18 protein-coding genes and 1 pseudogene are annotated in these 23,528 nt (G+C 48.4%); 8 read left to right on the top strand and 11 right to left on the bottom strand.

Features of this window, described 5'->3' with window-relative positions; all coding sequences use genetic code 11:
* Positions 1–136: 136 nt before the first annotated feature.
* From PDUR_RS03805 to PDUR_RS28505, 4 genes and pseudogenes are all read right to left on the bottom strand, one after another.
* A pseudogene (locus tag PDUR_RS03805) lies at positions 137–367 on the bottom strand (RtcB family protein); the annotation flags it as partial.
* Positions 368–412: 45 nt separating this feature from the next.
* Complete coding sequence (locus tag PDUR_RS03800; protein WP_042205172.1) at positions 413–1,198, bottom strand: nucleotidyltransferase domain-containing protein; 786 nt, start codon at positions 1,196–1,198, stop codon at positions 413–415.
* Positions 1,199–1,229: 31 nt separating this feature from the next.
* On the bottom strand, positions 1,230–2,345 hold the full coding sequence (locus PDUR_RS03795; protein ID WP_042205171.1) for a slipin family protein: 1,116 nt from the start codon (positions 2,343–2,345) through the stop codon (positions 1,230–1,232).
* 242 nt (positions 2,346–2,587) lie between these two features.
* Positions 2,588–2,878 (bottom strand): hypothetical protein, encoded by a 291-nt coding sequence (locus PDUR_RS28505; protein WP_156130272.1) that lies wholly within the window; start codon positions 2,876–2,878, stop codon positions 2,588–2,590.
* 62 nt (positions 2,879–2,940) lie between these two features.
* On the opposite strand from PDUR_RS28505, the gene PDUR_RS03790 reads away from it, so the two are divergent.
* The gene (locus tag PDUR_RS03790) at positions 2,941–4,251 is read left to right on the top strand and encodes a helix-turn-helix transcriptional regulator (RefSeq protein ID WP_042205170.1); all 1,311 of its coding nucleotides are present in this window, start codon (positions 2,941–2,943) and stop codon (positions 4,249–4,251) included.
* Positions 4,238–5,062, top strand: coding sequence for a WYL domain-containing protein (locus PDUR_RS03785; RefSeq protein WP_042205169.1), 825 nt, complete (start codon positions 4,238–4,240; stop codon positions 5,060–5,062). The genes PDUR_RS03790 and PDUR_RS03785 overlap by 14 nt, the downstream gene beginning before the upstream one ends.
* A gap of 98 nt (positions 5,063–5,160) precedes the next feature.
* Here the strand turns inward: PDUR_RS03785 and PDUR_RS03780 are convergent, their stop codons facing one another.
* The 4 genes from PDUR_RS03780 to PDUR_RS03765 all read right to left on the bottom strand — a co-directional run bounded on the left by PDUR_RS03780 (position 5,161) and on the right by PDUR_RS03765 (position 10,610).
* Positions 5,161–6,045 (bottom strand): ADP-ribosylglycohydrolase family protein, encoded by an 885-nt coding sequence (locus PDUR_RS03780; protein ID WP_042205168.1) that lies wholly within the window; start codon positions 6,043–6,045, stop codon positions 5,161–5,163.
* Positions 6,042–6,644, bottom strand: coding sequence for an RNA 2'-phosphotransferase (locus tag PDUR_RS03775; protein ID WP_042205167.1), 603 nt, complete (start codon positions 6,642–6,644; stop codon positions 6,042–6,044). The genes PDUR_RS03780 and PDUR_RS03775 overlap by 4 nt, the downstream gene beginning before the upstream one ends.
* Positions 6,645–6,755: 111 nt before the next feature.
* A complete protein-coding gene (locus PDUR_RS03770) occupies positions 6,756–9,341 on the bottom strand; it encodes a metallophosphoesterase (RefSeq protein ID WP_042205166.1) in 2,586 nt (861 codons plus the stop codon).
* Positions 9,342–9,344: 3 nt separating this feature from the next.
* A complete protein-coding gene (locus PDUR_RS03765; RefSeq protein WP_042205165.1) occupies positions 9,345–10,610 on the bottom strand; it encodes a class I SAM-dependent methyltransferase in 1,266 nt (421 codons plus the stop codon).
* Between the two features lie 171 nt (positions 10,611–10,781).
* Here PDUR_RS03765 and PDUR_RS03760 point away from each other — a divergent pair, with 171 nt between their 5' ends.
* Both PDUR_RS03760 and PDUR_RS03755 read left to right on the top strand, forming a co-directional pair.
* Positions 10,782–11,843 (top strand): AAA family ATPase, encoded by a 1,062-nt coding sequence (locus PDUR_RS03760; protein ID WP_042205164.1) that lies wholly within the window; start codon positions 10,782–10,784, stop codon positions 11,841–11,843.
* A gap of 2 nt (positions 11,844–11,845) precedes the next feature.
* Positions 11,846–13,657 (top strand): vWA domain-containing protein, encoded by a 1,812-nt coding sequence (locus PDUR_RS03755; protein ID WP_042205163.1) that lies wholly within the window; start codon positions 11,846–11,848, stop codon positions 13,655–13,657.
* A gap of 139 nt (positions 13,658–13,796) precedes the next feature.
* Here the strand turns inward: PDUR_RS03755 and PDUR_RS03750 are convergent, their stop codons facing one another.
* From PDUR_RS03750 to PDUR_RS03740, 3 genes are read right to left on the bottom strand one after another with little or no spacing between them, the layout of a single operon-like run.
* The gene (locus tag PDUR_RS03750; RefSeq protein WP_042205162.1) at positions 13,797–16,220 is read right to left on the bottom strand and encodes a restriction endonuclease-like protein; all 2,424 of its coding nucleotides are present in this window, start codon (positions 16,218–16,220) and stop codon (positions 13,797–13,799) included.
* The gene (locus PDUR_RS03745; protein WP_042205161.1) at positions 16,192–18,381 is read right to left on the bottom strand and encodes an McrB family protein; all 2,190 of its coding nucleotides are present in this window, start codon (positions 18,379–18,381) and stop codon (positions 16,192–16,194) included. Before PDUR_RS03745 ends, PDUR_RS03750 begins: the two co-directional genes overlap by 29 nt.
* Positions 18,382–18,414: 33 nt before the next feature.
* On the bottom strand, positions 18,415–19,122 hold the full coding sequence (locus PDUR_RS03740) for a nuclease-related domain-containing protein (RefSeq protein ID WP_042205160.1): 708 nt from the start codon (positions 19,120–19,122) through the stop codon (positions 18,415–18,417).
* Positions 19,123–19,690: 568 nt separating this feature from the next.
* Here PDUR_RS03740 and PDUR_RS03735 point away from each other — a divergent pair.
* Genes PDUR_RS03735 through PDUR_RS03720 form a run of 4 tightly spaced genes read left to right on the top strand, consistent with a single transcriptional unit; the run spans position 19,691 to position 23,502 of the window.
* Entirely contained in the window at positions 19,691–21,214 is a 1,524-nt protein-coding gene (locus PDUR_RS03735) for a hypothetical protein (RefSeq protein ID WP_042205159.1), read from the top strand.
* Positions 21,215–21,234: 20 nt separating this feature from the next.
* The gene (locus PDUR_RS03730; protein WP_042205158.1) at positions 21,235–22,335 is read left to right on the top strand and encodes a pentapeptide repeat-containing protein; all 1,101 of its coding nucleotides are present in this window, start codon (positions 21,235–21,237) and stop codon (positions 22,333–22,335) included.
* 12 nt (positions 22,336–22,347) lie between these two features.
* Entirely contained in the window at positions 22,348–22,860 is a 513-nt protein-coding gene (locus PDUR_RS03725; RefSeq protein ID WP_042205157.1) for an imm11 family protein, read from the top strand.
* Between the two features lie 12 nt (positions 22,861–22,872).
* The gene (locus tag PDUR_RS03720) at positions 22,873–23,502 is read left to right on the top strand and encodes a hypothetical protein (protein WP_042205156.1); all 630 of its coding nucleotides are present in this window, start codon (positions 22,873–22,875) and stop codon (positions 23,500–23,502) included.
* Positions 23,503–23,528 lie beyond the last annotated feature (26 nt).

Genomic DNA, 23,528 nt, shown 5'->3' with positions numbered 1-23,528 from the left:
ATGGTCTGTTTAAATCTAATTTATTTCGGGTTAAGTACCCTTTATCATGTTTATCAAACACACAAGGTTATCCCAATTATATGTTAAATCCGGGCGTTTGCTTTTCGGTAATATGTGTTCGATATCACCATGGCTTGGTTCGCACCGCTTTATTTCCGCAGGCGATATCGTATCCAACGCCGGAAGGGGAGATTTGCCTGTCATAAACAACAACCCCTCCGATCGGCTGACTGTATCCTTTATGATGATCCGCCATCAGCAGAGTTTGGACCACATTCCCTGTTTCTGCGCACATTTTCGCTTGAGTAAGAGCCCCCGCGTCGGGGGTGCCCCAGACAAGCACGCCGTTTATATTCTGATAAGCCATTACATTAGTTCACTCCTGTTATAGAGACTGTCTTTCGAATCGTACTCACCTTTTTCCCCAAACTTCTTTCAACGCCGATCTGAACAAACCGTCAAGCCGCTGATCCTGGTTACCATCGCCGGGCCGTAACCCCGGTGCCGTCCGCTCGTAATACGCTATTTTTTCTTCCAAATAATCATTGATCGGGTTGATCCTCGGTTCGTAATCCATTTCGTCGCCTGCTTTTTTACGGGCCAGCAAATCGAGAATCACCGCCTTATCGCTTCCCTTTGGCACAACATAATCGACCAGCCGATCAAATTCAATAGGCGGCATAGTGTTGTGCTTCTCGATCCATTCACAGGCCAAGATCGGGCGGAGGACATAGAAATACTTTTTGATTTCGACCTGTTCCCCCTGGAGGTAGTCGCGGTAGTTTCCCTTGGCCATATGCAGATAGTGATAGATACATGATCTTGGAGAAAAGGTTAAGGGCGAGATCCGGCGAATTTGGTCTGCAATCGTATGATTCTCCCTATATACAATCGGAGATTGGAGCCACTCCAGCAGAGGCGGGTTCGACTTGCGGAACAGGTTCAAGGCCTTTCTCAGATCCCACCCGTTGATATCCAGCATATCGCTGATGGGCCGTTCAATCACATCCCGCTTCTCAAAAATCGATAAATACCAATCTACCGGTCTTATATAAATAAATCTTACGTCGTAGTCGCTATCCTTTGAAGGGAACCCCCCTGCACGGCTGCCCGATTCGCAAGCGTACAGGATCTGAACATTTTCTTCGCGCTCGATGCGCTCAAGCACAGTCAAGATTTGTTGATGGTAACTGCTCATATGAAACCCTCCTCGTATAGGGCACGGTTCGTTATTTGCCTGCTGCCTTTTTCTCACCAATAAGAGAGCTCAACCGTTCCAACAGATCTCCGCCGCCCGTTAAAGAGATGGACCCGATTTTCTCGCAAATTTTCTCAAGGAATTCCAGCTCTTTAAGACGGAATAACGTCTGATTCTCGTCCATCAGCTTCGCGGTATTAAGCAAACTTCGGGTCGATGCCGTTTCTTCCCGACGAGTGATTAGATTCGCCTGTGCCTTCTTCTCCGCCAGCAGGACGGTGTTTAGGATATCTTTCATTTCACCCGGTAAAATAACATCCTTAACCCCTGCACTAAGGAATTGTACTCCGAACTCTTCACCCTTCTCACGTAAACGGGACAGGATGAATGACGCAACGTCCTCTTTCCGTTTCAAAAGATCGTCTAATTTAAGAGTTCCGACATATTCCCGAAGCATGAGCTGAAGCTGGATATGAATTTGCTCGTCGAACGATTTCATTTCCAACGCACGTAATGGATTTACGATCTTGTATTGGCAGACGAAGTTCAACCGCAGCGTAACTTTGTCTTCCGTCATGATTTCTTGGCCGATGAGGTCCATTTGTTGTTGTCTTAGATCAATCGTCTTTACCATAACCGAAACGGGACCTCTCCAGAAGTAGTACTTGCCAGGAGAAAGCTCTCGTTGTAAGACGTGATCATAAAACAAAAATCCGGATTCATAACTCGCGATCTCATAGGACTGCACATTGGCTGTGAGCTTCGGTAAGATCGACCGGTCTACCTCGGCAGGCAATTCAGGTTTTCTGATATCCATATGTAAAAAAGTATGTTTCTTGAGTATGCTCCAATAGGCGTAGACACCAGGCTTAAGCAGCTGTACGAATTGCCCGTCCTCGTAATGCAGAACGTATTCGTGGTCTTGCACTCGTACGATATCGAGCTCTCGCAAGAGGTCTTCATCCTGAAGGAACAACTGCAAATCTTTACCCTCTACAACGAACGGTTTCGCGATATTCAACACCACAACTGTGGGTTGTGACCATAATAAATAGTGATAGGTCCCCGGAATCAGCTTTTTTACATAACTTCCTTTATGAAAGAGCAAACCACGCTGGTCAGCTTGAATCGTTACTTTTTTAAACATATTCGTTACCCCCTTAATGGTTCGACCATTGGATTTAGAATCCCACTGCGGTTCCGGCGGAATCTCGTTTTAGATAAGCGATCTGCCAGTGATTTTTTAGGACATTTAATTCAGGAGAGTGACCCTGCTTCAGCCAACCTTCTTCCTCTTCCATCCTAAAAAGCCTCCCGGAGTTTCGCACTATCGGTATCCACGGATTGCAAAGCCTTACTGCAGTGCGCTCAAACTAGCCGCCAGGGATTCTATCCTTTGGTCTTAGTACAAGTTCTCGCTCGATTGAAAGTCGAGTATTCTGCCAGAATCGCGTCACAGGCGATTGGGGAATCGAACCCCAAATAGTGGTTTCCTACCGATCCGATCGTCCAGGATACCGAAGCATACCATGCACGGCACTGCGGGATAACCTGATATCCCCGCCTCGTTACGATCGTCCGAATAAGAACCGATGTATGATGAATACAGGTTCTATAATCGCTCATTTCAACCAGAACGAACATGGTAAAAGTATTACGACCGAACATAAACTTTTCCATTTGACCCAAATCCCACCCCTGTTACAATGAATGAAGAGGTCTCATTTGAACGGGGGATTATTTTGGCTAAAGAGAGCTTTGATAAAGAGATCCAATTCCTGCGTATGCTTGTGCTGACAAGCGGCGCATTTAGCAGACAGCAATTCGCAGAACGACTGGGCATTTCCGTACATACCTTTGATAAAACGATCCGGCGGCTCAAGGACGTGATAAGTTCCATGCACCAGCATTTGCCGCAGGAACAGAGCGCCGAATTATCCGAGACGATTCGCTTCAGCTATTACGACTCCACCGATCCACTGCTGCTGTTTCTGTTTCGGGCCAAATCGGTCAAAGAATCCGAAAGCCAGAGAATTTCGCTGCTGTTAGGCGCGATGAATGAACAGGCGAGATCCGCCATGGAGCTGCTGGATATGTGCTGCGACAGTCTGTCACCTGGCCTTCCGCTGCCTGACGAGAAGACCATTCGGTCGGACCTGAAATACCTGGAAGAGGTTGGCGTCATCCTTAAAGAGCCGGGCCCCCGCCCCTACCGGTATCGCATACAAGATGACCTGGTCCGGAGCTTGTCGAATGACGAGCTTATTGATTTGTATGATTTTGTGGATGTGATGGCGAACACGCAGGTGCCTTCCGTTCAAGGCTATCTGCTGCGGGACGGACTGAAGAAACACCTTCTGCGGGGTCAATTCGAGCAGCACGCGATCGAGCCATTTTTATATAAGTATCACTATTACTCCCGGATTTTGGATGAAGCGCATCTATTCACGCTCCTTCATGCCATCCGTCACCGCCGCAGAGTCCGGTTTCTCTATTTCTCGCCTAAGTCCGAAAAAAGCTACGCCTCCAAAAACACCAATCCCTTATTTGAACGGGATACGGCGGGTAAAGCTCATAAGACGCTTCCGCTGAAGATTGTGTATGATCATCAATACGGAAGATGGTATCTGCTTTCCCATAGCAGAGAGGGAATCCGGAAATACCGGATGGAAGGGATCACTCAAATTGAAGAGGATGAATCTGTGGACGAGGTTTGGCATGAGGAGAAGAAGAACGAGCTGCAAGAAAAGCTGCGGTACAGTTGGCTGATCGATACGGGCAAGCCGGTGACGGTGCGGGTGAGATTTTACAATCCCGGAGATTCCGAGCCCAATTTCGTAAAAGAACGTGTCCTGCTGCAGGGACAGTGGGGCCAGATTGTATCTGAGGACGAGTATTCTTTTATTTATGAAATTACGATAAACGGGACGACCGAGATCAAGCCGTGGCTGCGAAGTTTCGGGTCCAGCTGCGAGGTCCTTGAGCCCATTCGATTCCGCCGGGAAATGATAGCCGAATGGAAGGAGATCCAGTCTTACTATGAATCTGTTTGAGAAAATCTTTAATCACCAGATCATCTCCCGCCTGGAAGATTCCGGCACCTTCATGGTCACCTCGCACGAGCGGGCCTGGCTGAAGACCATGCTGGAGCATCCGGCCGCAGCCGAGGCTTTCACCCCGGACACCTTGAACAAGCTGCATACGATCTTAGGGCCCGACCCGCTGATGGACATCTCTAGCCATTTGATTGAAAAAGCCCGCAGTATGGAGAAGCAGGTCTATCACCCGCTCCTGCGAACGCTGCGCCGGCACATTTTAAATAAGACCGGGGTTCGTTTAACCTACGTAATTAAGAGCGGGCGCGTGAACAGCGATCAATCGGGCGTTCCTTACAAACTGGAATATTCCATGGTTAAAAGAGAATGGTACCTGCTCTGGTATCATCTCCGGCATCGCGCCGTCATGACCACCAGACTGAAGAACATCCACTCCGTCACGGCGGAGCCTATTGAACCTTCGATGGCCGACAGCATTTTTCGAAAGATTGGAAGGATGCTGGATTCCCGCAAATCCGAAGCGGTTATCGAAATTGTCCGCGATTATAATGAAGAGCTGTCCCGCATCCTGTATGCCTTCTCCAGCTTCGAAAAAGATGTGGAGTATGATTCGGAGAAGGATACTTACAAAGTCAGAGTCTACTTGCTGGGAGATGATTTCGAGTATCTGCTCTCCAAAATCCGTTTCCTAGGCAAACGGGTACGGGTAGTCGAGGGCGATTATTTAAAAAGACGCATGCTGGAAGCCTCGACGAAGGCTTTGGAGCGATATGGGGTTATTTCGGAGGGTGAGGAGTTATCCTCATAATCCGGGTTGACCGGCATTACCGTCACCGCCGCAATTCAGATTCACGAGGCAGCGGTGACTTTTTTTCAAATTGGAGTGTGCCGCCGCCACAGCTGGCGTTACTCGCCGACCCGCAGACGATACAGCCGCAGCGAGACATCATCCAGGCGGTCTTTGATCAAAATAGCCTTCGAATAGGCCGAGGGAATCGCCTGATAACCGGAATAAATACCCGCAAGGCCTCCGGCAATCGCTCCTATGGTGTCGGAATCTCCGCCTAAATTGGCGGCTTGCTGCACAACCTCGCTAAAATCCGCAGCATGAAGCAGCAGGTACAGTACCCACCTGAAGGTATGTACGACATAACCGCTCGGTTCGCAATCCGGCTTCTCCCGGATATAACCTTCATATTCCGTCCCCGAGACTTCAGTTCGGACAGCGCTTCGGATTTCCTCACCGCGAAGAAGCCGGTCAGCGATTCGATTATAAATTACGCATGCTTCACTGCATCTCTCGTCGTAGTGAGTCATGTCAGACTGCATTCGGGTTACCCGCTCTATCTCGGACAAATTGGAGTAAGCTAACGCAGCGGGAAGACATCTCATTAAAGACCCGTTCCCTCCGCTCCGGCCCAAATCTCGATCGGTTCGAAGAGCCGCTTCAAACCAGTCCTCCTTGTAATACTCAAATACGTGGCGAATAATGTTGCCGATGTCTTTGGGCTTAGTCTCATACCATTCCATAAACTTCCGTCCGATCGGCTCCATCGGAGCTGCCGGGTTCTCCAGAATGCCTTCCGCTACACCAAGGGTCATCATCGTATCATCCGTTACTTCCCCAGGCTCCAGCTGCCATACTCCGCCGCCAATGATTTCTTTCAAATAGCCGTATTTTACCCGGATTTCCGTCGGAGTCATAAATTCCGTCGTTCCTCCCAAAGCATCTCCTACAGCAACCCCGTACAATCCGCCTTTGATTCGATCATATAATCGGTCATCTTTCATTTGAATTCCTCTTCTCTTCTCCATTGATTCGAGCGTTCCTGTTGCTTAGACTCCATCACCGAGCAGCTCTCAGCCGGCACACGATCAGCCAACCACACTTCGTTACCCGCATAGTAAAAGCTAACCCCCGACTGCTTGGCACGCAGCGTATCGATCTTCAAAATCACCAGTTCTCCCCTGCGGCTCCCCGCCATCGTTGCGAAATGGATGCCTTCTGACAAATGAACATACTGCCGGCTCATCGGACTTAGCCCTTCCTTCAGGATCGATTGGAGGGCTTTCTTGTTCGTGCCATGGTAGAGGATGGCCGGGGGCTCGCCCAGAGCATACCCGACTTTATCATGACTGTGACCGTATCTTGCTCTAATGCAGCCGTCCCCGATTTCAAAACGCTGCTTATCCGAGTTGCGAACCACCTGCTCGATATCTTCCTGCTTCACCCACGACCACTTGGATTGGGCCTGGATGGCTTCCAATAGAACACTTACCGGACATGAACCGTCCCCAGGGTCCAGGACAACCCCAAACTCCTCGGGTGTGTGCCGGAGAAGCTTGGTCATCATTTTGCTTAAGCTTTTTTCCGCCGCTTGATTTAACATTACTTTCACTTCCTAATCCTGATCTTGATCTTCCATTCATTGCCTATAACCCATTATCCTCGAAAAAAGGTGCCCGAATCCACAGTAAGATTCAGACACCTGATCTAATGGCTACAGCCGCGGATCGATTTCCCGCTCTTTCGCTACCTCAAACAACAGATTGGCCGCAATCTCTTTATAAGCGTCGTGCTCCGCCGTAATTTCATCAAACGGAACCGCCAGCATCCGCATCCCAAGCTGATATTCGCTCAGCGAGGTGCGAAGCTTCGGACCCACGTTCTTTTGCTTGAGCAGCTTCCGGTATTTGTGCGGGAACTTGTAATCATAGCCGTAGATGATGGACAAATAATCCGGATTGCGCACCTTCATATAAGGCACAGTTGTTCCGTTCCAGACTTCCGGCTTGATCACGATCCCTTCCATACCGTTCTCCAGCGTCAGCTTGGAAAAATACTGCTCGGCCTTCTCCAGGCAGTCCGGCTCGGACAGATCCAGCGCAAGCGCCTCGTCCTCCGACAGGAAAGCATACATTTCAGAGGTCTTCCAGTCCGGGATTTCCTCATGTCCGTCCTCATATACGATCTTCAGCACGGCGAACGGCTTATACTCCATGAGCTCATCTTCTGCGTATAGCTCCAGTTGTCTTTTGTACGTTTGATAAGCAGCCAGGTGATCGAATAAAGGCATATAGGCTTCCCGCACGTCGTGAAGATGCTTGTAGTTCTGGTACAGACTTGAACCATACTTGTCGCTTAGTACCGATTTGGACAGATGATACTGGTCCTGTTCAAACCCGCTCGCCTCATAATCAGCAATGAGTTTCCTAAAGGCATCTTCAAAGCCATTGTCCTTCAGGAATGACAGTTCCGTCTCCAGCGCTTTCTCAATGGGCTTGAACTGTTTGTCGATCAGCCCCTCACCCAGCACCTTCCAAGGGAGGAGTTCTCCATCCAGGATCAGCAGTGTAATCTCCCGATCCGCCATATACCCGCCAAACTTGGCCAAGAGCTTCCCGTAAATTTCCGATAAATCCACATGGTTGATCTTGTAGCCGTTACGGCTGACCGCAAAGCACTGCTCGGGGTCCTGGTGCAGATAAACATTGCATCTCGATCCCATATATTTGGGCTGAAGGACAACCTGCAAGACGCCCTGTTCCTTGAAATAACCGAGACCGCGCTTCAAAGATTCCAGCTCCTGAGTCTCTTCATTCTTGTCAGCCGGAGACATGGTGCCTGAGATAAAATTGATTTTATGCCGGGAACAATAATGAAGCCTGCGCACCTCATCTTCTCCAAGATCCCGAACCGATACTTTCCGCTCTTGTTTGAACAGGGTCGGCAGCTCCTCGGCAATCATCGCCCGGCTTGACTTGTGCGCTTTGAAGTACGGTCTGTTCAAAATACTAACCGAAGTTAGCGCATTGCCGCCCACGCAGCCGGTATCGATATGGATTTTGTTGCCGATTCGAAACGCCTGACTGGCCGCAACGTGTCCGAACACATGGTACGGGTGATTGTTGACCGCTTCCTCCTTCAGAAAAGCCAACTGTTTCTCCACGGGAGCTTCCCGGTCTATCCTGAAAATACGCTGGTGCCGGGCCGAATTCTTATCCAGCTTGCCAATGTACTTATTCCGGCATGGCGCATGTGTGACATAGAACGACGGACCTGTCATCCCCATGCAGCGGTAAAAAGGCTTCGACTTTGACACGAGAGCTTGAAACTTCTCCAGCAGCTCCGAGTCATTCTTCAACACTTGCGTGGAGTCGAAATAGGAATGCAGGAGTTCCGGATCGACGCCGTCCACTTCGCCCTTCATGTACTTGTCGACGAAGTTCTCATGATTGCCCAGCACGAAGTAGAAATGCTCCTGATTGGCGTACAGAAATTCGATGATTTCCTTCGTCCGTCTGCCCTTATCAATCCAGTCCCCCGCCAGCACCAGCTTCGTCTGCTTGAGCTTATCCCCCGCAACCAGCCTGCCTGCTTCGATCTTATAACCATAGTCCATCAGTAGGCCTTTCAGATCGTCAACACATTCATGAACGTCGCCAATCATGAGATACCGTTGGTCCTGCGGAAGGATGGTCGCCAAGTAAGCATCCAAGTCCTCTATGACGATGTGATATTCGGGGTTGGCTGTTCCTTCTTCGGGCAGATAGAAGTCTTTGGCCCGCACCTTATGGACCTTGGCATATCCTTCGCGGGATAGCGAGCCGAGCACCTCTTTTTTTAACCGGTTAATATGGTTCGAGATCAGCTTCTTGGAGCGTTCCGATGCATAATAATCCTCCCTCTTCCGGTAATCGAAGACAATAACCTCGAGGTTATAGTTATTCTGAAACGCAGTCTCCTTCACCTCGGCCCGGAAATCTTCGGATAACCCGGTTGTATCCACGACCACAAACTCCGCATTGATTGGAAAAGAGGTCGCCATCTTCAAACGTTCAAACAGCAGGTGAAAGGCCTGCTCGCTGGCTTCCAGCATTACCCGGTCATACTTGTCGTACTCATAGCCCAGCACTTCCTGGCGGATCTGGTCGGAAGACAGATATTGAATATTGGCCCTTATATTCTGTTCAGGCGCTTCAAAACGCAGCCCGGGAATGAGCACTTCCTTCGCAAAAGTCGTCTTGCCGCATTCCGTAGACCCGATCAGCATAAAAATGGTGTGTATTTTGGTTTGGATATCCATGGATCAGGCCCCCTTTTTTCCAAGAATGACGCCTTGTGTGGTTTGGATGTGATTGACGCCGTCCCCGACGGCTATAAATTCGGCATGCAGATTGGCTTCCTTGATCACATCATGCATCCACTGCCGGAAAGAGGCTTCGCCCATCTCCCACTTGTGGTCGTCATGGCGAAACTCGTTCAGCTCGTAGTAGCGGTTAAAATCGGCGTTCGGCGTTGTAATAATGAATTTGTCAAAATCGACGCGCTCGCAGATTTGGCGGATCAGCTGCTTGGCCTCATCCTCGGGCATGTGTTCAATGACCTCGGTTAAAATGACATCGACCCGTTCCCCGTTGTAGCTCTCCAAGAACTGATCGATTGAGCCCAAAGCAACGATGTTGTCGAGCTCTTTGGCCTCCGCTTTTCGTCTTACCTTTTCCAGCAGTTCCTCATTGATATCGACCGCATAGTAGCTGCCCTCGATTTTGCCGGCAAAAGGAATCGCATAAAATCCCTCGCCGCAGCCCACATCCAGGATCGACTTGTCAAAAGCCAGCGCGCTCCCGATATGGTTTCTCCGCTGGAGTGCCGTACCGCCGTAGGCGAATTGAATGTCATAGCGATCTGTTTTTTCAAGCTCCGCCTTGTACTTCCGAAACCGGTCCCTGGATGATAAAAAGTTCCGCACAAACAAGCTGCGAATATAGAACGGCGCGTCGATCACATTCATGCTCTTGATGTACTTATCCAGCACATTGTCCGAAATATCGATATACTCGTTGCCGAACATGGAGAGGAATAAACATAATACGCTCACGGTGTGGAGAAGGTGGTACAGACTCTTCCTCGTCTTGATGGAAAGCGAATAGCTCTTATGAGTCTGATGCACCGTTTCAAAGGAGAAATCCTTCAAATGCTTCTCGAAAACCTCGATGTACCGAACCAGCTCGATATGAATCATGTTGATAAAAAAGGTATGCTCGCAGCCTTCCAAGTCCCGCTCATCCTGTACTTTAAGGGGAGCGGAGAAGAATTCGTTAATCGCATTCAGCGGAAACAAAGGCGTGTTGTACCTCGATACATTCAAATACTCGAAATTCTCCTGCTCATGCTGCTTATAGGAGATTTCATTGTCCGCATCCTTAAAATACACGTTATAGGTCTGTTCACCCGTATACCAGCCGTAGGCCATGCCCTTGCGAATCGAGCGAAGCATCATGCCGGAATTCGGATTTTTCTTGATCAAAAAAGAGAACTGCGGATTGGTGGAACTCACCTGGACAATCGCCATATCCATCTACTCCTAAACTCTAAATTGCAAATCATCATTTCTGTCTGTATTATCGGTAAAGTTAGGACTTCCGAACAGGGCGAAAGTATTACGAGTCCCGAAAATAATCCAAATGCCTCACACATCTATGGTATTATTTCTTTAACGTTAATTTATGGAAGGAATCGATGCATGAATTTATCTGCTTCTGTTACGTCTAAGCAATTGATGGATGTGCTGCTCAACATCGCGGTGGTACGTCCGGTTTTTATTTGGGGCCCTCCGGGAATCGGAAAATCGTCGCTCGTGCAGCAGTTCGCCGATCTGGTGGGATTACCCTGCGTCTCCCTGCTGGGCAGCCAGCTGGCTCCGGAAGACCTCATCGGGGTCCCGCAGATTATTGATGGAACAAGCCGGTTCTGTCCTCCCAGCATGATTGCCCGCAATGAACCCTACTGTCTGTTCCTGGATGAACTGAATGCTTGTACGCATGAGGTGCAGAAGGCCTTCTACAGCCTGATCCTCGAAAAACGCATAGGGGAATACGTCCTGCCCGAAGGCTCTGTCGTTATCGGCGCAGGGAACCGGGCGCAGGACAGCGCCATTGTGAAGCCCATGTCATCCGCACTGATTAACCGCATGTTCCATGTCCAGTTGAGGGTATCCCACCGGGAGTGGCTGGAGTGGGCTTACGAGAATGATATCCACCCCTTAGTCATCTCCTACATCGAAACCCGCCCGGACCATCTCTGGGTGCAGCCTCCGAAGCATGAGGAGTCTTTCTCTACTCCCCGCTCTTGGCACATGCTAAGCGATGCCTTAAAGGAATACGGCGACCGGCTTCAGCCCGAAACGCTGGATGTTCTGGCGACAGGGTGTCTGTCTCCCCATCATGCCGGGCAGCTCAAAGCCTTTTATAAACAAACCAGCAACAAATATAAGCTAAAAGCCATTCTGGAGGGTGAAACGGGATGGCCTCATGAGCCGGAGGACCGGGATGTGCTGTACTTTATGGCGCAGTCCTTCCGCGCGCAGCTGATAAAAGAACTGCCGGAAACCAAAGACAATCTGACGGAGCATCATAAAAGGCTGGCCCACCGCGCCAAGGCGCTGATCAAAAGCTTAAGCACCATCAGTCTTGAAATCGCCCAGCTCTCCGTTGCGAAGAGCGAGACCGGCGAAAGTCTTCCCGACTGGTTCCTCGTGGAGATTGTCCGTGATCTGCCGAGACTAGTACAGAAGAAGGAAGCCTGATTATGGCCAAACCTAAATCGAGAGAACTTGATCCAGCCACCAAAGCCTATTCAGAAGGTCTTCAATACATCTGTAAACATCCGATGTTTGCTCCCCTCGCCTATCATGCGCGGTTTGTAAGGCAAGAGGGGAATCTGTGTCCGGAGAAAGGCTGGGCCGTCACCACAAGCCATGGACATATTCATGTTCACCCCAAACGAAGAGGACTGCCGGAGGAATGGATCTATATTTTGGCTCATGGTCTGCTTCATCTCGGATTCGGCCATTTCCGGGCAGTGGAGCGGCAGGATCTGTGGAATGCGGCATGCGACTCTTTTATTGCCAAATTTCTGTATGATATGAAGCTTGGACAGCCTCCTGCGGAAATGGATGGCCGCGTGGAGATTGCCGCCAAAAGCGAAGAGGAACTATACCGGAGCTTTATGGAGAGAGGGCTCCCGGCTTCGTTTCATAACCTGGGCACAGCCGGACACGGCTTTCAGGATATGATCTTGAACCCCCGGTCATCGGGCCCTTCCTACTGGAACAACACCGATGTGAATTGGCAGGACTGCCTGGGCAAGGGGCTGACCTTGGCTGTAACCAGCGCAGTGAATGTTACAGCGGGCTATGAAGAGTACCTGGGGGCTAACCCGGACGTCCTGACGCCGGCAATGAAAGCCCGCAACTGGTTTATCAGCAGCTATCCTCTTATGGGGGCGATGGCAGCCGACTTCAAAATCATCGAGGACCCTGCGCTGTGCAACCGGCTCTCGATTTCGGTAGCCGCCGTCGACGCGGAGGCCAAAGAGATCTACATGAATCCGGCAGCCGGCCTCGACGAGCAGGAATGCCGATTCGTGCTCGCTCACGAATTTCTGCATGTGGGCTTAAGGCATCATGCCCGCGCCGAGGGACGTGACCCTTACCTTTGGAATGTCGCTTGCGATTATGTCATCAATCAGTGGTTAATGGAAATGGGACTGGGGGCTTTCCCGAGAATAGGAGGGCTCCACGATCCCGACATGAAGGGGTTGTCGGCGGAATCGATCTATGACCGTATCGTCACCGATATGCGGCTGTATCGTAAGGTTGCCACATTCCGGGGAGTCGGGCTGGGAGATATTCTGCCCCCGCGCGTTCCCGATTGGTGGGACCGGAATGACGGCCTGACACTCGATGAATTTTACCGGAACTGCTTAAGTCAGGGACTGGATTACCACTACGAGCAAAATCGCGGCCTGCTTCCCGCAGGCCTGGTTGAAGAAATCCGTGCTCTGTCCCAGCCGCCGATTCTCTGGGATGTGGAGCTGGCGAAATGGTTCGATCACTACTTCTCGCCTGTGGAGAAGGTCCGCACCTATTCCAGAATCAGCCGCAGACAATCTTCTACCCCCGATATCCCGAGACCCCGATGGGTGCCAGATTCCGGCGACGAAGACGGGCGAACCTTCGGCGTCGTATTGGACACTTCCGGTTCCATGGATACCAAGCTGTTGGGCAAAGCGCTTGGGGCCATTGCAAGCTACAGCATGTCCAGAGATGTCCCGCTTGTACGCGTGATCTTCTGCGATGCGGCCATTTACGATCAAGGCTACCTCGCACCGGAAGTCATCGCGGACCGCGTGTCCGTCAAAGGCCGAGGCGGCACCATCCTCCAGCCGGCCATCGATCTGCTGGAGCATGCCGAGGATTTCCCGAAGAGCGGACCGTTATTGATTATAACGGACGGCGACTGCGACCGGTTAAGAATCCACCGGGAGCACGCGTTCCTGATCCCCAAGGGCCAGCACCTGCCGTTTGTGCCTAAGGGGAAGGTGTTTAGGATGGATTAAGAGCGGGTTTGAGGAAACCCGCTCTTATCTCATTTACATACCCGCCTTCAACTGCGCCAGAATGTGGGGGTCTTTGATTTTGGTATCCTACGCCAGCATTACGATTTTGGCACCCTGACTTGTGCAGATATCTATAGGCTCACTCACCTTGAGTATATTGAACCTCCACCACCTTGCCTAAATCCACAAACTGCGCATGATCTAATTTCACTTTCACTTTGCCTCTTCTGCGCTTTTCACGCCATTCGCGAAGGTTTTCCTCCGTTTCTAGGCGAAGCTCAGCGATTTCAAGTGCTCGATCTAGAATATATTTACTCGTAAACAAGACCGTGTATACCCTTTGTCCTCCTAGCGCAATGGGGGTCTCTCTCCTCATCCATTTCTCAACCGTAAATCTCACATAAAGTTTATCTTCCTTATCGGGCTTAGATGGGATTTCCCTTATCTCTTTACGCCGCAGCACCTTCCAATCCGCTATTTTACCTACCCAGTGAATTCCCGTTTTTGCAGGATCATTAAACTTTTTTCTGGATTGGCACATGGCTACATATTCAATTTGGGTTAGTATCTTTTCGTCAGAAAGATTCTCTAATGGTACATGATAGAAGGAGTGCTCCAAAGCAGTCTTCACTTGCTCGGGTCCTCGGACAGAACCAACTAAAACATTTTTACCTGTGAGCTTGTTAGCATAGTACTCTTTAGTTCCGCGCGGCCGGGTTGAGCGTTCAAAGGCTTTTTCCGGACTATCTTGGATAATTTCATCTAAGAATTGCTCAACCAAGTTTGTAGAATTAGGCAAAAATGGCAAAGCTCCAATATTCAAAAGTTCGATGCTTTTATATAATCGGTGGCTCTTAAACCGCTCTTCGTCAGGATAAGGAAATAACACGTAGGCCCCAAACATGCTTCGTTCATATTCCCCTGAGCCTTTCTCCTGATAGACAATGGCGTCTCGGTACCTGTGCATCGTATTAATATCGTCTTCTTCAGGTCCAGGCTGACCGTAAACTTTGTGGTATGGGGTTCCCTCATACGCTGGATTCAGTCGGTATTTCGCATCGAACACATACTTGTATTCTTTGACTTTGCCAGCATCCTTCTTCTTCAGAGTAAGGACATTATCCGGGCGCTGACTCAGAGTCGGGGTCTGTTCCGAGCTAGGAATCGCGTTATAGTACAAAATAAACTGTTCTCCGTTCGCAGGATTCTCATAGACCATCTGAGCACTCCGCGAGCGATCCAAAGTCACGAAAATTCCATTGCGATTCACCTTGATGATGTCCTGCTTTACCAGCTTATACTTCTGTCCTAACAATTGATTCAGCTTCAAAAAGCACCAATACTCATAGAGCTGAGCCACATCCTTCATGGATAAGCGGAATAAATCACTTTGGATAGATAAGCCCTTTAAGAGCATCAAATAACACCGATACACTTCCCGATATCCCGGTGCCATTTGGAGAACAAGCGTGACGGACATCTGTTTGAGTGCCCCAACTTCTTGCAAAAAATCCACTTTCATTAACCGCTCCAACTGGGCGATCATCGTGTCTATCCTCTTCATCAGCAGTGGGTCTTGAGTGCGGCTTTTCTCCTTCCAGCGGGCCCTCAGTTCCTTCAGCTTCCCATGAATTCGTTCCAGCATCCAGCGGATGAACCGGTTCTCATTCGTATCATAGGAGAGACGTCTACGCGTCTCCATTAAATGAGTAGCTGTGTATTTTCGATCCCCAATAGACAGGAATCCATAAGTCATGTCTTCTCTTAAGCGTTCAGGATGCCTCGCTAATTCTCGGACATTCTCTCTTCCTGCTTTCTTCACCCGATTGGCATCAACTAGACGGCGATCCTGAAGAAGCGCATGATTGGGATTGTTTTTAATTCGCTCAACTGCATCTAAGAGCTGCCTAAATACATGCTGCAAAATGGTAAAAAACTCCGTCAAACTCTGATGCTGCGTCTCCCGAAGCCCTGTCATTTGGTAGGTTTTACGCAAAAAATCAAACGCTAAATTGTATATCTGCTCATTCACTTCATTCAAAATATTCTGATAATCCTGCTTATAATCCATCTTCGAGGGGAAAATTTCCATTTCAACCCGTAGCAAAGTCTGCCCCTCGCTTCTTATTTCCCATTCTGTTAGGCCGACCTCATTCCCAAAATTCAGGACACCCGCAAGAATAGATTCGCCTAAAGGCTTGATGGCTTGCCGAAGCAATACATTTTCATGATAAAAAGAAAGATTGCCAGGCGCCTTCTTCTGAATAACCAACTCATACGATTGGGTCTCATAAAAACATGGAAAGGTAGACTCTCCCGGCTGCCAATCCACCATCCCTCCTACGTTAGGCGAAAAGACTTTAATCTGAGCTTCGCCAACTTTTTCGGAACTAAAGAGACCAAGCTGAGCGTTCACCCACTCCTGATCAGAAGAACGATGCAGCTGTAGCGTCTCCACTGTAGGATGATAAGGGCGACCTTGAAGGTATAGTGTGAAAAGCTCCGTGTCTACACGGAGCAATTCAACGGCCTGATTAAGAGAGCCAGTATGAGGTGAATCCATCTTCCTCCAGCCTCCTAAGCATAAAAGCCAATTTACGTGCACTTTGCGGATGCTTAGCCATGGGTGGTGTTTGACCTGCGTTCCATCTCGAGTAAAGTGGGGAGGCGTCCTCCATCAACTCTTGAATATTTACCGTAACGCCACTTCCATTGCCTAGCGCTCCTTTAATCAAGTTCAACAAAACTCGACGAACCGAGGAGTGGCTCCCTTGGATTCGCGGCAAAATCTTTTGAAGCAGTTGCCAATCAAAGGCCTCTTCTTCACTCATAAGCTTGTACCGTTCGTTATAGATCATATAGAAGCAAATCGCATCGCGTACCCGAAAGCCCACATGAGCGTGGATATCCTCAAGTAATGCGTTGATCTTAACCAATCTTTCCGTTGTCCGGATAATCAGCTTTTTATTAGCATCGTAAGCGTCAATCAACTGCAAATAATCCGATCGTAGAAAAAGGTGGTTCAGTTCAGAGAGATCGTTGCTTTCACTCAGATTCTCCGGCTCATTGAACTCCGGATACTGTTGTAAATTAATATAGTTGAACTCTAATGTATTGGCTCGATCCAGTACTTTTTTGCTAAAAGGATGCGTCGTTTCATCCATGTTAACCGTTCCAATCAAGAAGACATTCTCCGGTATAGAAAGGTTCCCGTACTTGGCTTGATCCTCAAGAGTATCGAGCATTGTAGGAGATAAGAGGCCTTGCGTTCGAATCTTTCCCTCCTGCCAATCTTGCGTTTCCAACACGCTTAACAAGTCGCTAAAATAATGCTCCACTCGAGCCAAGTTCATTTCATCTAGACAGATAAAATAAGGCCTATGCTGATTCTCTGGCTTCCGTGCCTCCACTAACACCTCGGTAAGAGGGCCGGGTTTGAACCTGCCCGAAAGGTCTTTGTACCCGAGCAGATCAGAAGGGTCGCTCCAATCGGGCCGGACCGGAATTAAAGTAAACTGACCATTGTCCCCTGTTGCCCCAAGGGCCTCAGCAAAAAGCTTAACCAGACGAGTCTTCCCCGTACCCGAAATCCCTGCCAAGATTACAAAGGGCTTGGTTTTGAGGGAGAGGTAAAAGTTCTCAATGAGGTGTTCAGGGAAGAAGAAGCCTTTTTGGATGATGTAGGATTGGATTTGGTGAAGGAATGTTGAAATACTAGAATCTGGCGGCGGTAGAATAGGAATCACCTCATATGAGCTCTCCGAAGAGGAAGTAGACTCATCTTGATCTAGGATTGTGAAATCAGGCCAATTAACGTCTGGTGTGAGGGCCTGAAGAACTTGAAGACCTTGTCTTGAAAAACGAAACAAATATCCTTGATTAACCCCGCCTCCAGAATGAAGTGGACCTTGGATAATATTTAGTCGCATAATTTGCTGATTAAACTGCTGAAGCATAATAGGGGGAACAAGCTCCTCGTACTTGGTCCGAACTAATCGGCCTTCTTCTTGCCAGTTCGTATTTGCCATGGACCCTGGCTTCGGTGCGTCTATCGCGGCATCCGTTACCTGACTTATGTAGCGGATGGCTTTATTCGAATAATGAAGAATGATATCTCCTTGCTTGACTTCCTTCATGGTTTCCCAATGATACAGCTTTCGGCCTTGTGAATTTACTAAAGGCGCCCATAAGATTCCCTCTTCCTTCTCTGCCTGAATGGTTGACCCTTGGTTGACCCACCAGACATTAGGCTTCGCTTGATAGGTTAAGAATTCTAAACGGTATTCGTAAGGTACCTCAGTCGCAAAGAAATCTATGTACTCCGCTTGATCCTCCGGTACGACAACCTGTGGCTTTTTCGCATCCCCTGCTTGTTGATTCGTTCTTTCTTGCATTATGTAGGAATAGGAACGAGAGAATGTTTGAGCTAAAAAATCCTTCAACGTTTGATTTCCATTATAGCGAAGCTGAAGAGCCTCCCTCCCTGCAGATACTTGATCTATCTTGACTAAGGTAGCTTCAAAGCTATGATCTTTATAGATCAACTTAACCTTCCGACTTTCACCTAAGTTCGGTAATTGCCCTTGATTTGCATCCAAAAAATCCGAGTGGAACTCTACTGGGATATGGGTACCATCACGAAAGACAGAAAAGTCAACTTTCTTCCGACCGATTAGATCTGGTATCTCTGTGTCCTTCCACCAACTTCTAAGTTGTTTGATCATTTCAGATAACTCCTTTAGTGCAAATAATATTAATTATTTCGTCGCTGTTTTCCCTTTGTTTGCTGTGATCTTCTCTACATGAAGTTTGCGAATCTCTGGATCGGTGATATTAGCCTGAAGCAGTTGGTCATAGATTCCTTGGACCTGTTCCTGAGTAAATAGGGGCTCGGGATTTTCTGTCTTCAATCGTAGCAGCTTTCTGGAAATGAACTCGCTTAGTTCCACATCATAGACGATAAGCTCGTCCGAATGAATTTTGCGAAGTTCTGGATCTATACTAAATCGGCATCTCATCGTGAACGAAATCATCGAAATGAACCTCACTGTAGGGACATCCTTCAGCAAATTCTCAATCGCCTTAATATGACCGTAGTTTTGCTTGAGTGGATTATACATTTTATAACGGTTGCTCACCGTCCATTGTTTATCGGAACGCCCACCTTTGATTTCACCGTTGTAGTTTTTGGTTTCGATGACAAACAGGCAATATGGAGAGATAACGAGATGATCGATTTGGGAGTAGCCGGTACGAGACTTGGGGTTCAGGACCAATAGATCGCTTAAAGATTTGCATTCCTTGGGTAGTTGGTCGAGTTGGATATTGATCTTATGCTCTCCTAATTCCCCAATACGAGCGGGCTCTACCTTTGGGCGAGTCTTGGATGGTTGAGGCTTACTCACCTTTTGGAGCGGATTTGAGGTAGCGTTTTTCTTGAGAAATGAAAATAAGTTCTTAATCATGTCGGGACTCCATTCTGATCATTTTGACAATTAATAAGTTAATTCGACAGAGTGGAAAAAGCTTCCTCCCCTTATACAAAAAAGCGACCAAACTCCGGTGGGAGCCGGGGAACAAGCCCGTCAAAAACTACAAAATTATTTGTTTTGGGTAAGTTTGCATAAGAAAAAGTAGAAACACAGGATCAGAAGAGGGGGAAGAGCGGCAAAAATGCAATTAAGAGGAGGAGAAAAAAGCTGAGGGAAACAAGAGGACACTCTTGATTCTCGCTCAGCTTTTGGTGAATTTTAGCTTTTTAGCTCTGATATTACTTTAATTGCTTTTTTACTACTAAGACCTCACCAACAAAGCCACGCACTCCACATGTGTCGAGACGGTGAAAAGGATATATGCCTCCTCCTCCCTTGTCGATTCCGCAAATTATACTCACCTTCCAAAAATACACATTGAAAATCCCTCAATTAGTGGGTCATTTTGTAAACTGAAGCTCTGTTTTAACCGATATATGCATATACTGGATTTTCCAAACCGGTAGTACAGATAAACCTTTAAATAAGGAGACAGATCCCCATGAAAGACACCATAACTTACGGTCATATCGAAATCATGCCCTATGAATTTACTCATCTTCAGGAGCTTAAAATTGTGAAAACCGTAAACGACCACGCCCGCATGATCTGTACGGGAATTATTTCCGATGAAAGACGCGAGAGCTACATACGAGCTTCGGATGAAGAGACTCAGGTCAAAGCCTTTGTCACGGACAACTCCGGCAACCGCCATCCCCTCTTTCGGGGCATTGTCTTGGATGTGGAGGAGAACGTGGTTCACGGCGTCCATTACCTGACCTTTGAAGCAATATCTCATACATACGAGCTTGACATCAAGCGGCATAAGCGGTCTTTTCAAAATCCCAAGCTTACCTATAACGGCCTTATTGAGAGCCTTTTGTCTGCTTACCCCAAAGCGGAAGCGCTGGATGTCGTAACCCACAATACACCCATAGGCACGTTTATTATGCAATACGATGAAACTGACTGGCAATTTCTAAAACGGATGGCTTCCCACTTCTATTCTCCGCTCATTCCTGCGGTGGGTTATGGAGTGCCCAAGTTTTATGTTGGCCTGCCCATGGGTCTGAGCAAAGGAGAAATCACAGCGGCCCAATATAAGATGTCCAAACGGATTGCGGATTTCCAGACCGCCTCGGACAATCATATTCCCGGCGTGCGGGATGAGGATTTTATCCAGTATGAGGTGAAGACGGAAGCTTTGCTGGAACCCGGCTATGAAGTTACCTTTAAGGGTCATCACCTGCTGGTGGCCGAAGTGTTGATGGAAATGAAGGACAGTGTATTGACGCATACGTGCAAGCTGTCCCCGCGAAGCGGAATACGTCCCATTAAAGAGTATAACCGCTCGATCATCGGGGCTTCCATTCAAGGCAAGGTACTCAGCGTTCACCGGGATAAAATCCGCGCCAAGCTGGACATGGACGATCAGCAGGACCCGAACACCGACTATTGGTTCCCCTACTCTACTATCTATGCGTCTGCAGATAACACGGGCTGGTACTGCATGCCAGAGGAAAACGACAGTATCCGCATCTATTTCCCCAGCTACAAGGAGGAAGAAGGCTACGCCATCAGCTCAGTCAAAAGGGAACCGCAGCATTCGTCAGGAGAATCGGCTCCGACTTCTGGACATCGAACAACAATCTCAGCGCATCCGACTGCATCTGCTTCGACTGACGGATCAAACTCTTCTTCATCTCTGCCGGCAGCAGCTCCTGCGCCAGATCGAATGGCTGACCCTGCCATTAAGACGCTGCGGACCAAATATGGTAAGGAAATTATGCTGGCTCCGGATAAAATCGTGATTTCCGCTAGTGATATGTCCATTACGATCAGCGACCAAAGTGGAATTGATATTGTAAGTGGAAAAAATATCAATATCAGCGCAACCTCCCAGCTCTCGATGTCATCAGGCACTCTTCAGCTGTCTGCCGGGAAAATCGAGCTTTCCGGCAATGGCAACAGCATTACGCTGGATAAAACGACAACCTTCTCCGGGACTGAAATCAAAATGAACTAATTGGAGGAGGGATCAGCCATATGGATAAACAACAAGCGCTTCAGCATTTTTACGAGCATCATTACATGCCCTTGCTGGAAATACAAATGGAGACATTGGAGGCAGAGTTTCACCATGGCAAGGCTCAATTTATTTCGAATTTTACGGCATCCTTTCAGAAGCTATGCTCTCATATTCTGAGGATGCAGCAGCAAGGGGAAACAGAACCCATTGCCTATATACACTATTCTTTTTTGCGAACTCAGATCCTGGAGCAATCCTGCTTGTACATGGTTGAGGCTTATTCTGGCAAATGGTATGAAGATCAAGCCGACTGTCGGTTATCCTATGACGCCTCCTGGGTCTATACCCATTTTACGACCATGCTGGAAGCCCTTGAACAAGATCGGAAGAAATACATGGGTGTACTCCATGCGGCCGATATCGAACGACTGATGCTGAAAGCCACACCCTTTTTCCACCAATTTGTGAGTTCCATCATTCACTTGGCGATTACAGAAGCCGTGCAGCTCCCAGAGTACAAGGCCATTCATAAGGCGAAACGTTTGTTCATTCGTACTGGCGAATATAAGGATATCAGCGAATGTGTATATGTTGAGGATCAAGAAATGCCCAATACGGACGAAGTAAGAGAACTACTGATGCAGACGAATGAAGAGCCATATATCTATGAAAATTTAAGAAATCTTTTTCTTCCTCATCTGCGCGTCGTTGAAAAAGACCTGAGATATAACGATTTCAGCCAAAGTGATTTGCGGGGAAGCCAATTTCTTTCCTGCGTATTGATGGGAAGCCAGTGGCAAGAAGCACATATCGAAGGGGGCAGCTTTCGCGGCTCTCTGCTCAGCGATGCCGATTTTAGGTACAGTCATTTGCAGGGAGCCGATTTCAGAGAAGCCAGCGGACAAGCTTATCGGGAACAAGGTCACCGTGTACCCGGCCTGTGTGGCATACGCTTTGACTTCGCCAATCTGGACGAGGCGGATTTCACGGATGTGCATGGTTTTGAGTACGTCTCCTTTGAGGGAGCCTCAATGTACGGAACCAAAGTCCCGCGAAAATACCAACAGCTATGGAATCTCAGTGATGAACAGCGTAAGTCCATCGTGTGGACGGAGTAAGGAGGAATGTGCATGCGCCATTATTATGTGCTGCTCGATGACAGCCGTATTTCCCGTAACATTGCACCTGTGAATACCGACCTTTTAAAAACACCATTTGTTCGCATGGTCCCGGCTCAGGTTTTGGATGTTCATGCGAAGGCAGAGGCCGAGTATACGGATTGGCTGCCTTTTTCAGCCTCACAACTACTGCTTTCCGATCCCATGAAACGGATTTTAGAGCTCTACAATACACAAGCACGTTTTAAACAGTTGTATATCGTGAACCGGGAACAAAGCCGTCAGGAGCTATATTGGATTCCGCATGTCCCTGATATAGACGTAATTTCGGGGCATACCGAGTTTTATCCGCACGATCAAACCCTGAAACACCTTGTGCTGGATAGTCAAAAGGTCAGAGGACACCATTTTTTTCGGCTATCCAACGTAAGGGAACCTTATTACATTGTTAGCCTGGATGCTGCCGAAAGCTTGCTTCGCCGTGGTTTGAGCGGCTTCCGGTTGCAAAAGGTAGAACTTTCCTAAGGAGGCTGGGCATTGACAGAGTATTGGGATGAATTTTTTTTGAAGCTGCATAATCAACAAGCCTTGAAAGAGCAGCTAGACGCGGCTGAGAGTGATGAGGACTGGATGATGATATCCATTGAAGAAGCGATAGAGAAAATTCCTACAGGCTGTTTGACACTGCCAGATGAAAAGGAAATACAATTCCAAACCCTTCATCTCTACGACCATCAGCTTACGATGTCCCTGCCGAGTTCTTGGATTCCAGAACCTCGGGCTGAGCAGACGAAAGATCAACGGGGAAGCTACGTCGTTCAGGACAAGCCTAACGGAATCCTGTTTGGTCTTCACCAAAGCAAGCACGAACTGGAGCCTGCGCAAGTGGAAATCTATCAACAACAGATGATAGAGCAAATGAGTCGTGTTCAACCGAGTATGAAGCTGGTAGATGAAAAAGCTCTTTCCATTCAGGACGCTATCATCGGCTGTTATGAATCTATTTTTCTAGTCTCCCCCTCTCCCTATTACCAGATTGCCTTTGTGCGTTCCTGGCGTGGCAAGGCTTTGATCGGGAGTTGTCAATTTAAATTGGAGGATGCTCCCCTATGGGTTCCCTTAACCTATGCCATGCTGTACACCGCGACATGGTCGGAGCATTCTTGATTGTATACCTTTATCTAAGGAGGAAA

Origin of the sequence: Paenibacillus durus (assembly GCF_000756615.1) — a bacterium.
GTDB classification, from domain to species: Bacteria; Bacillota; Bacilli; order Paenibacillales; family Paenibacillaceae; genus Paenibacillus_AQ; species Paenibacillus_AQ durus.
The sequence above is the reverse complement of the archived record's forward strand: the minus strand, read 5'-3'. Positions and strand labels throughout refer to the sequence as shown.

Bases quoted from the DNA above. Each gene is read 5' to 3' on its own strand.
- PDUR_RS03750 (WP_042205162.1), bottom strand. From the start codon at position 16,220: ATGGATTCACCTCATACTGGCTCTCTTAATCAGGCCGTTGAATTGCTC.
- PDUR_RS28505 (WP_156130272.1), bottom strand. From the start codon at position 2,878: ATGGAAAAGTTTATGTTCGGTCGTAATACTTTTACCATGTTCGTTCTG.
- PDUR_RS03745 (WP_042205161.1), bottom strand. From the start codon at position 18,381: ATGATCAAACAACTTAGAAGTTGGTGGAAGGACACAGAGATACCAGAT.
- PDUR_RS03740 (WP_042205160.1), bottom strand. From the start codon at position 19,122: ATGATTAAGAACTTATTTTCATTTCTCAAGAAAAACGCTACCTCAAAT.
- PDUR_RS03780 (WP_042205168.1), bottom strand. From the start codon at position 6,045: ATGAAAGATGACCGATTATATGATCGAATCAAAGGCGGATTGTACGGG.
- PDUR_RS03735 (WP_042205159.1), top strand. From the start codon at position 19,691: ATGAAAGACACCATAACTTACGGTCATATCGAAATCATGCCCTATGAA.
- PDUR_RS03785 (WP_042205169.1), top strand. From the start codon at position 4,238: ATGAATCTGTTTGAGAAAATCTTTAATCACCAGATCATCTCCCGCCTG.
- PDUR_RS03755 (WP_042205163.1), top strand. From the start codon at position 11,846: ATGGCCAAACCTAAATCGAGAGAACTTGATCCAGCCACCAAAGCCTAT.
- PDUR_RS03775 (WP_042205167.1), bottom strand. From the start codon at position 6,644: ATGTTAAATCAAGCGGCGGAAAAAAGCTTAAGCAAAATGATGACCAAG.
- PDUR_RS03765 (WP_042205165.1), bottom strand. From the start codon at position 10,610: ATGGCGATTGTCCAGGTGAGTTCCACCAATCCGCAGTTCTCTTTTTTG.
- PDUR_RS03760 (WP_042205164.1), top strand. From the start codon at position 10,782: ATGAATTTATCTGCTTCTGTTACGTCTAAGCAATTGATGGATGTGCTG.
- PDUR_RS03770 (WP_042205166.1), bottom strand. From the start codon at position 9,341: ATGGATATCCAAACCAAAATACACACCATTTTTATGCTGATCGGGTCT.
- PDUR_RS03725 (WP_042205157.1), top strand. From the start codon at position 22,348: ATGCGCCATTATTATGTGCTGCTCGATGACAGCCGTATTTCCCGTAAC.
- PDUR_RS03795 (WP_042205171.1), bottom strand. From the start codon at position 2,345: ATGTTTAAAAAAGTAACGATTCAAGCTGACCAGCGTGGTTTGCTCTTT.
- PDUR_RS03730 (WP_042205158.1), top strand. From the start codon at position 21,235: ATGGATAAACAACAAGCGCTTCAGCATTTTTACGAGCATCATTACATG.
- PDUR_RS03800 (WP_042205172.1), bottom strand. From the start codon at position 1,198: ATGAGCAGTTACCATCAACAAATCTTGACTGTGCTTGAGCGCATCGAG.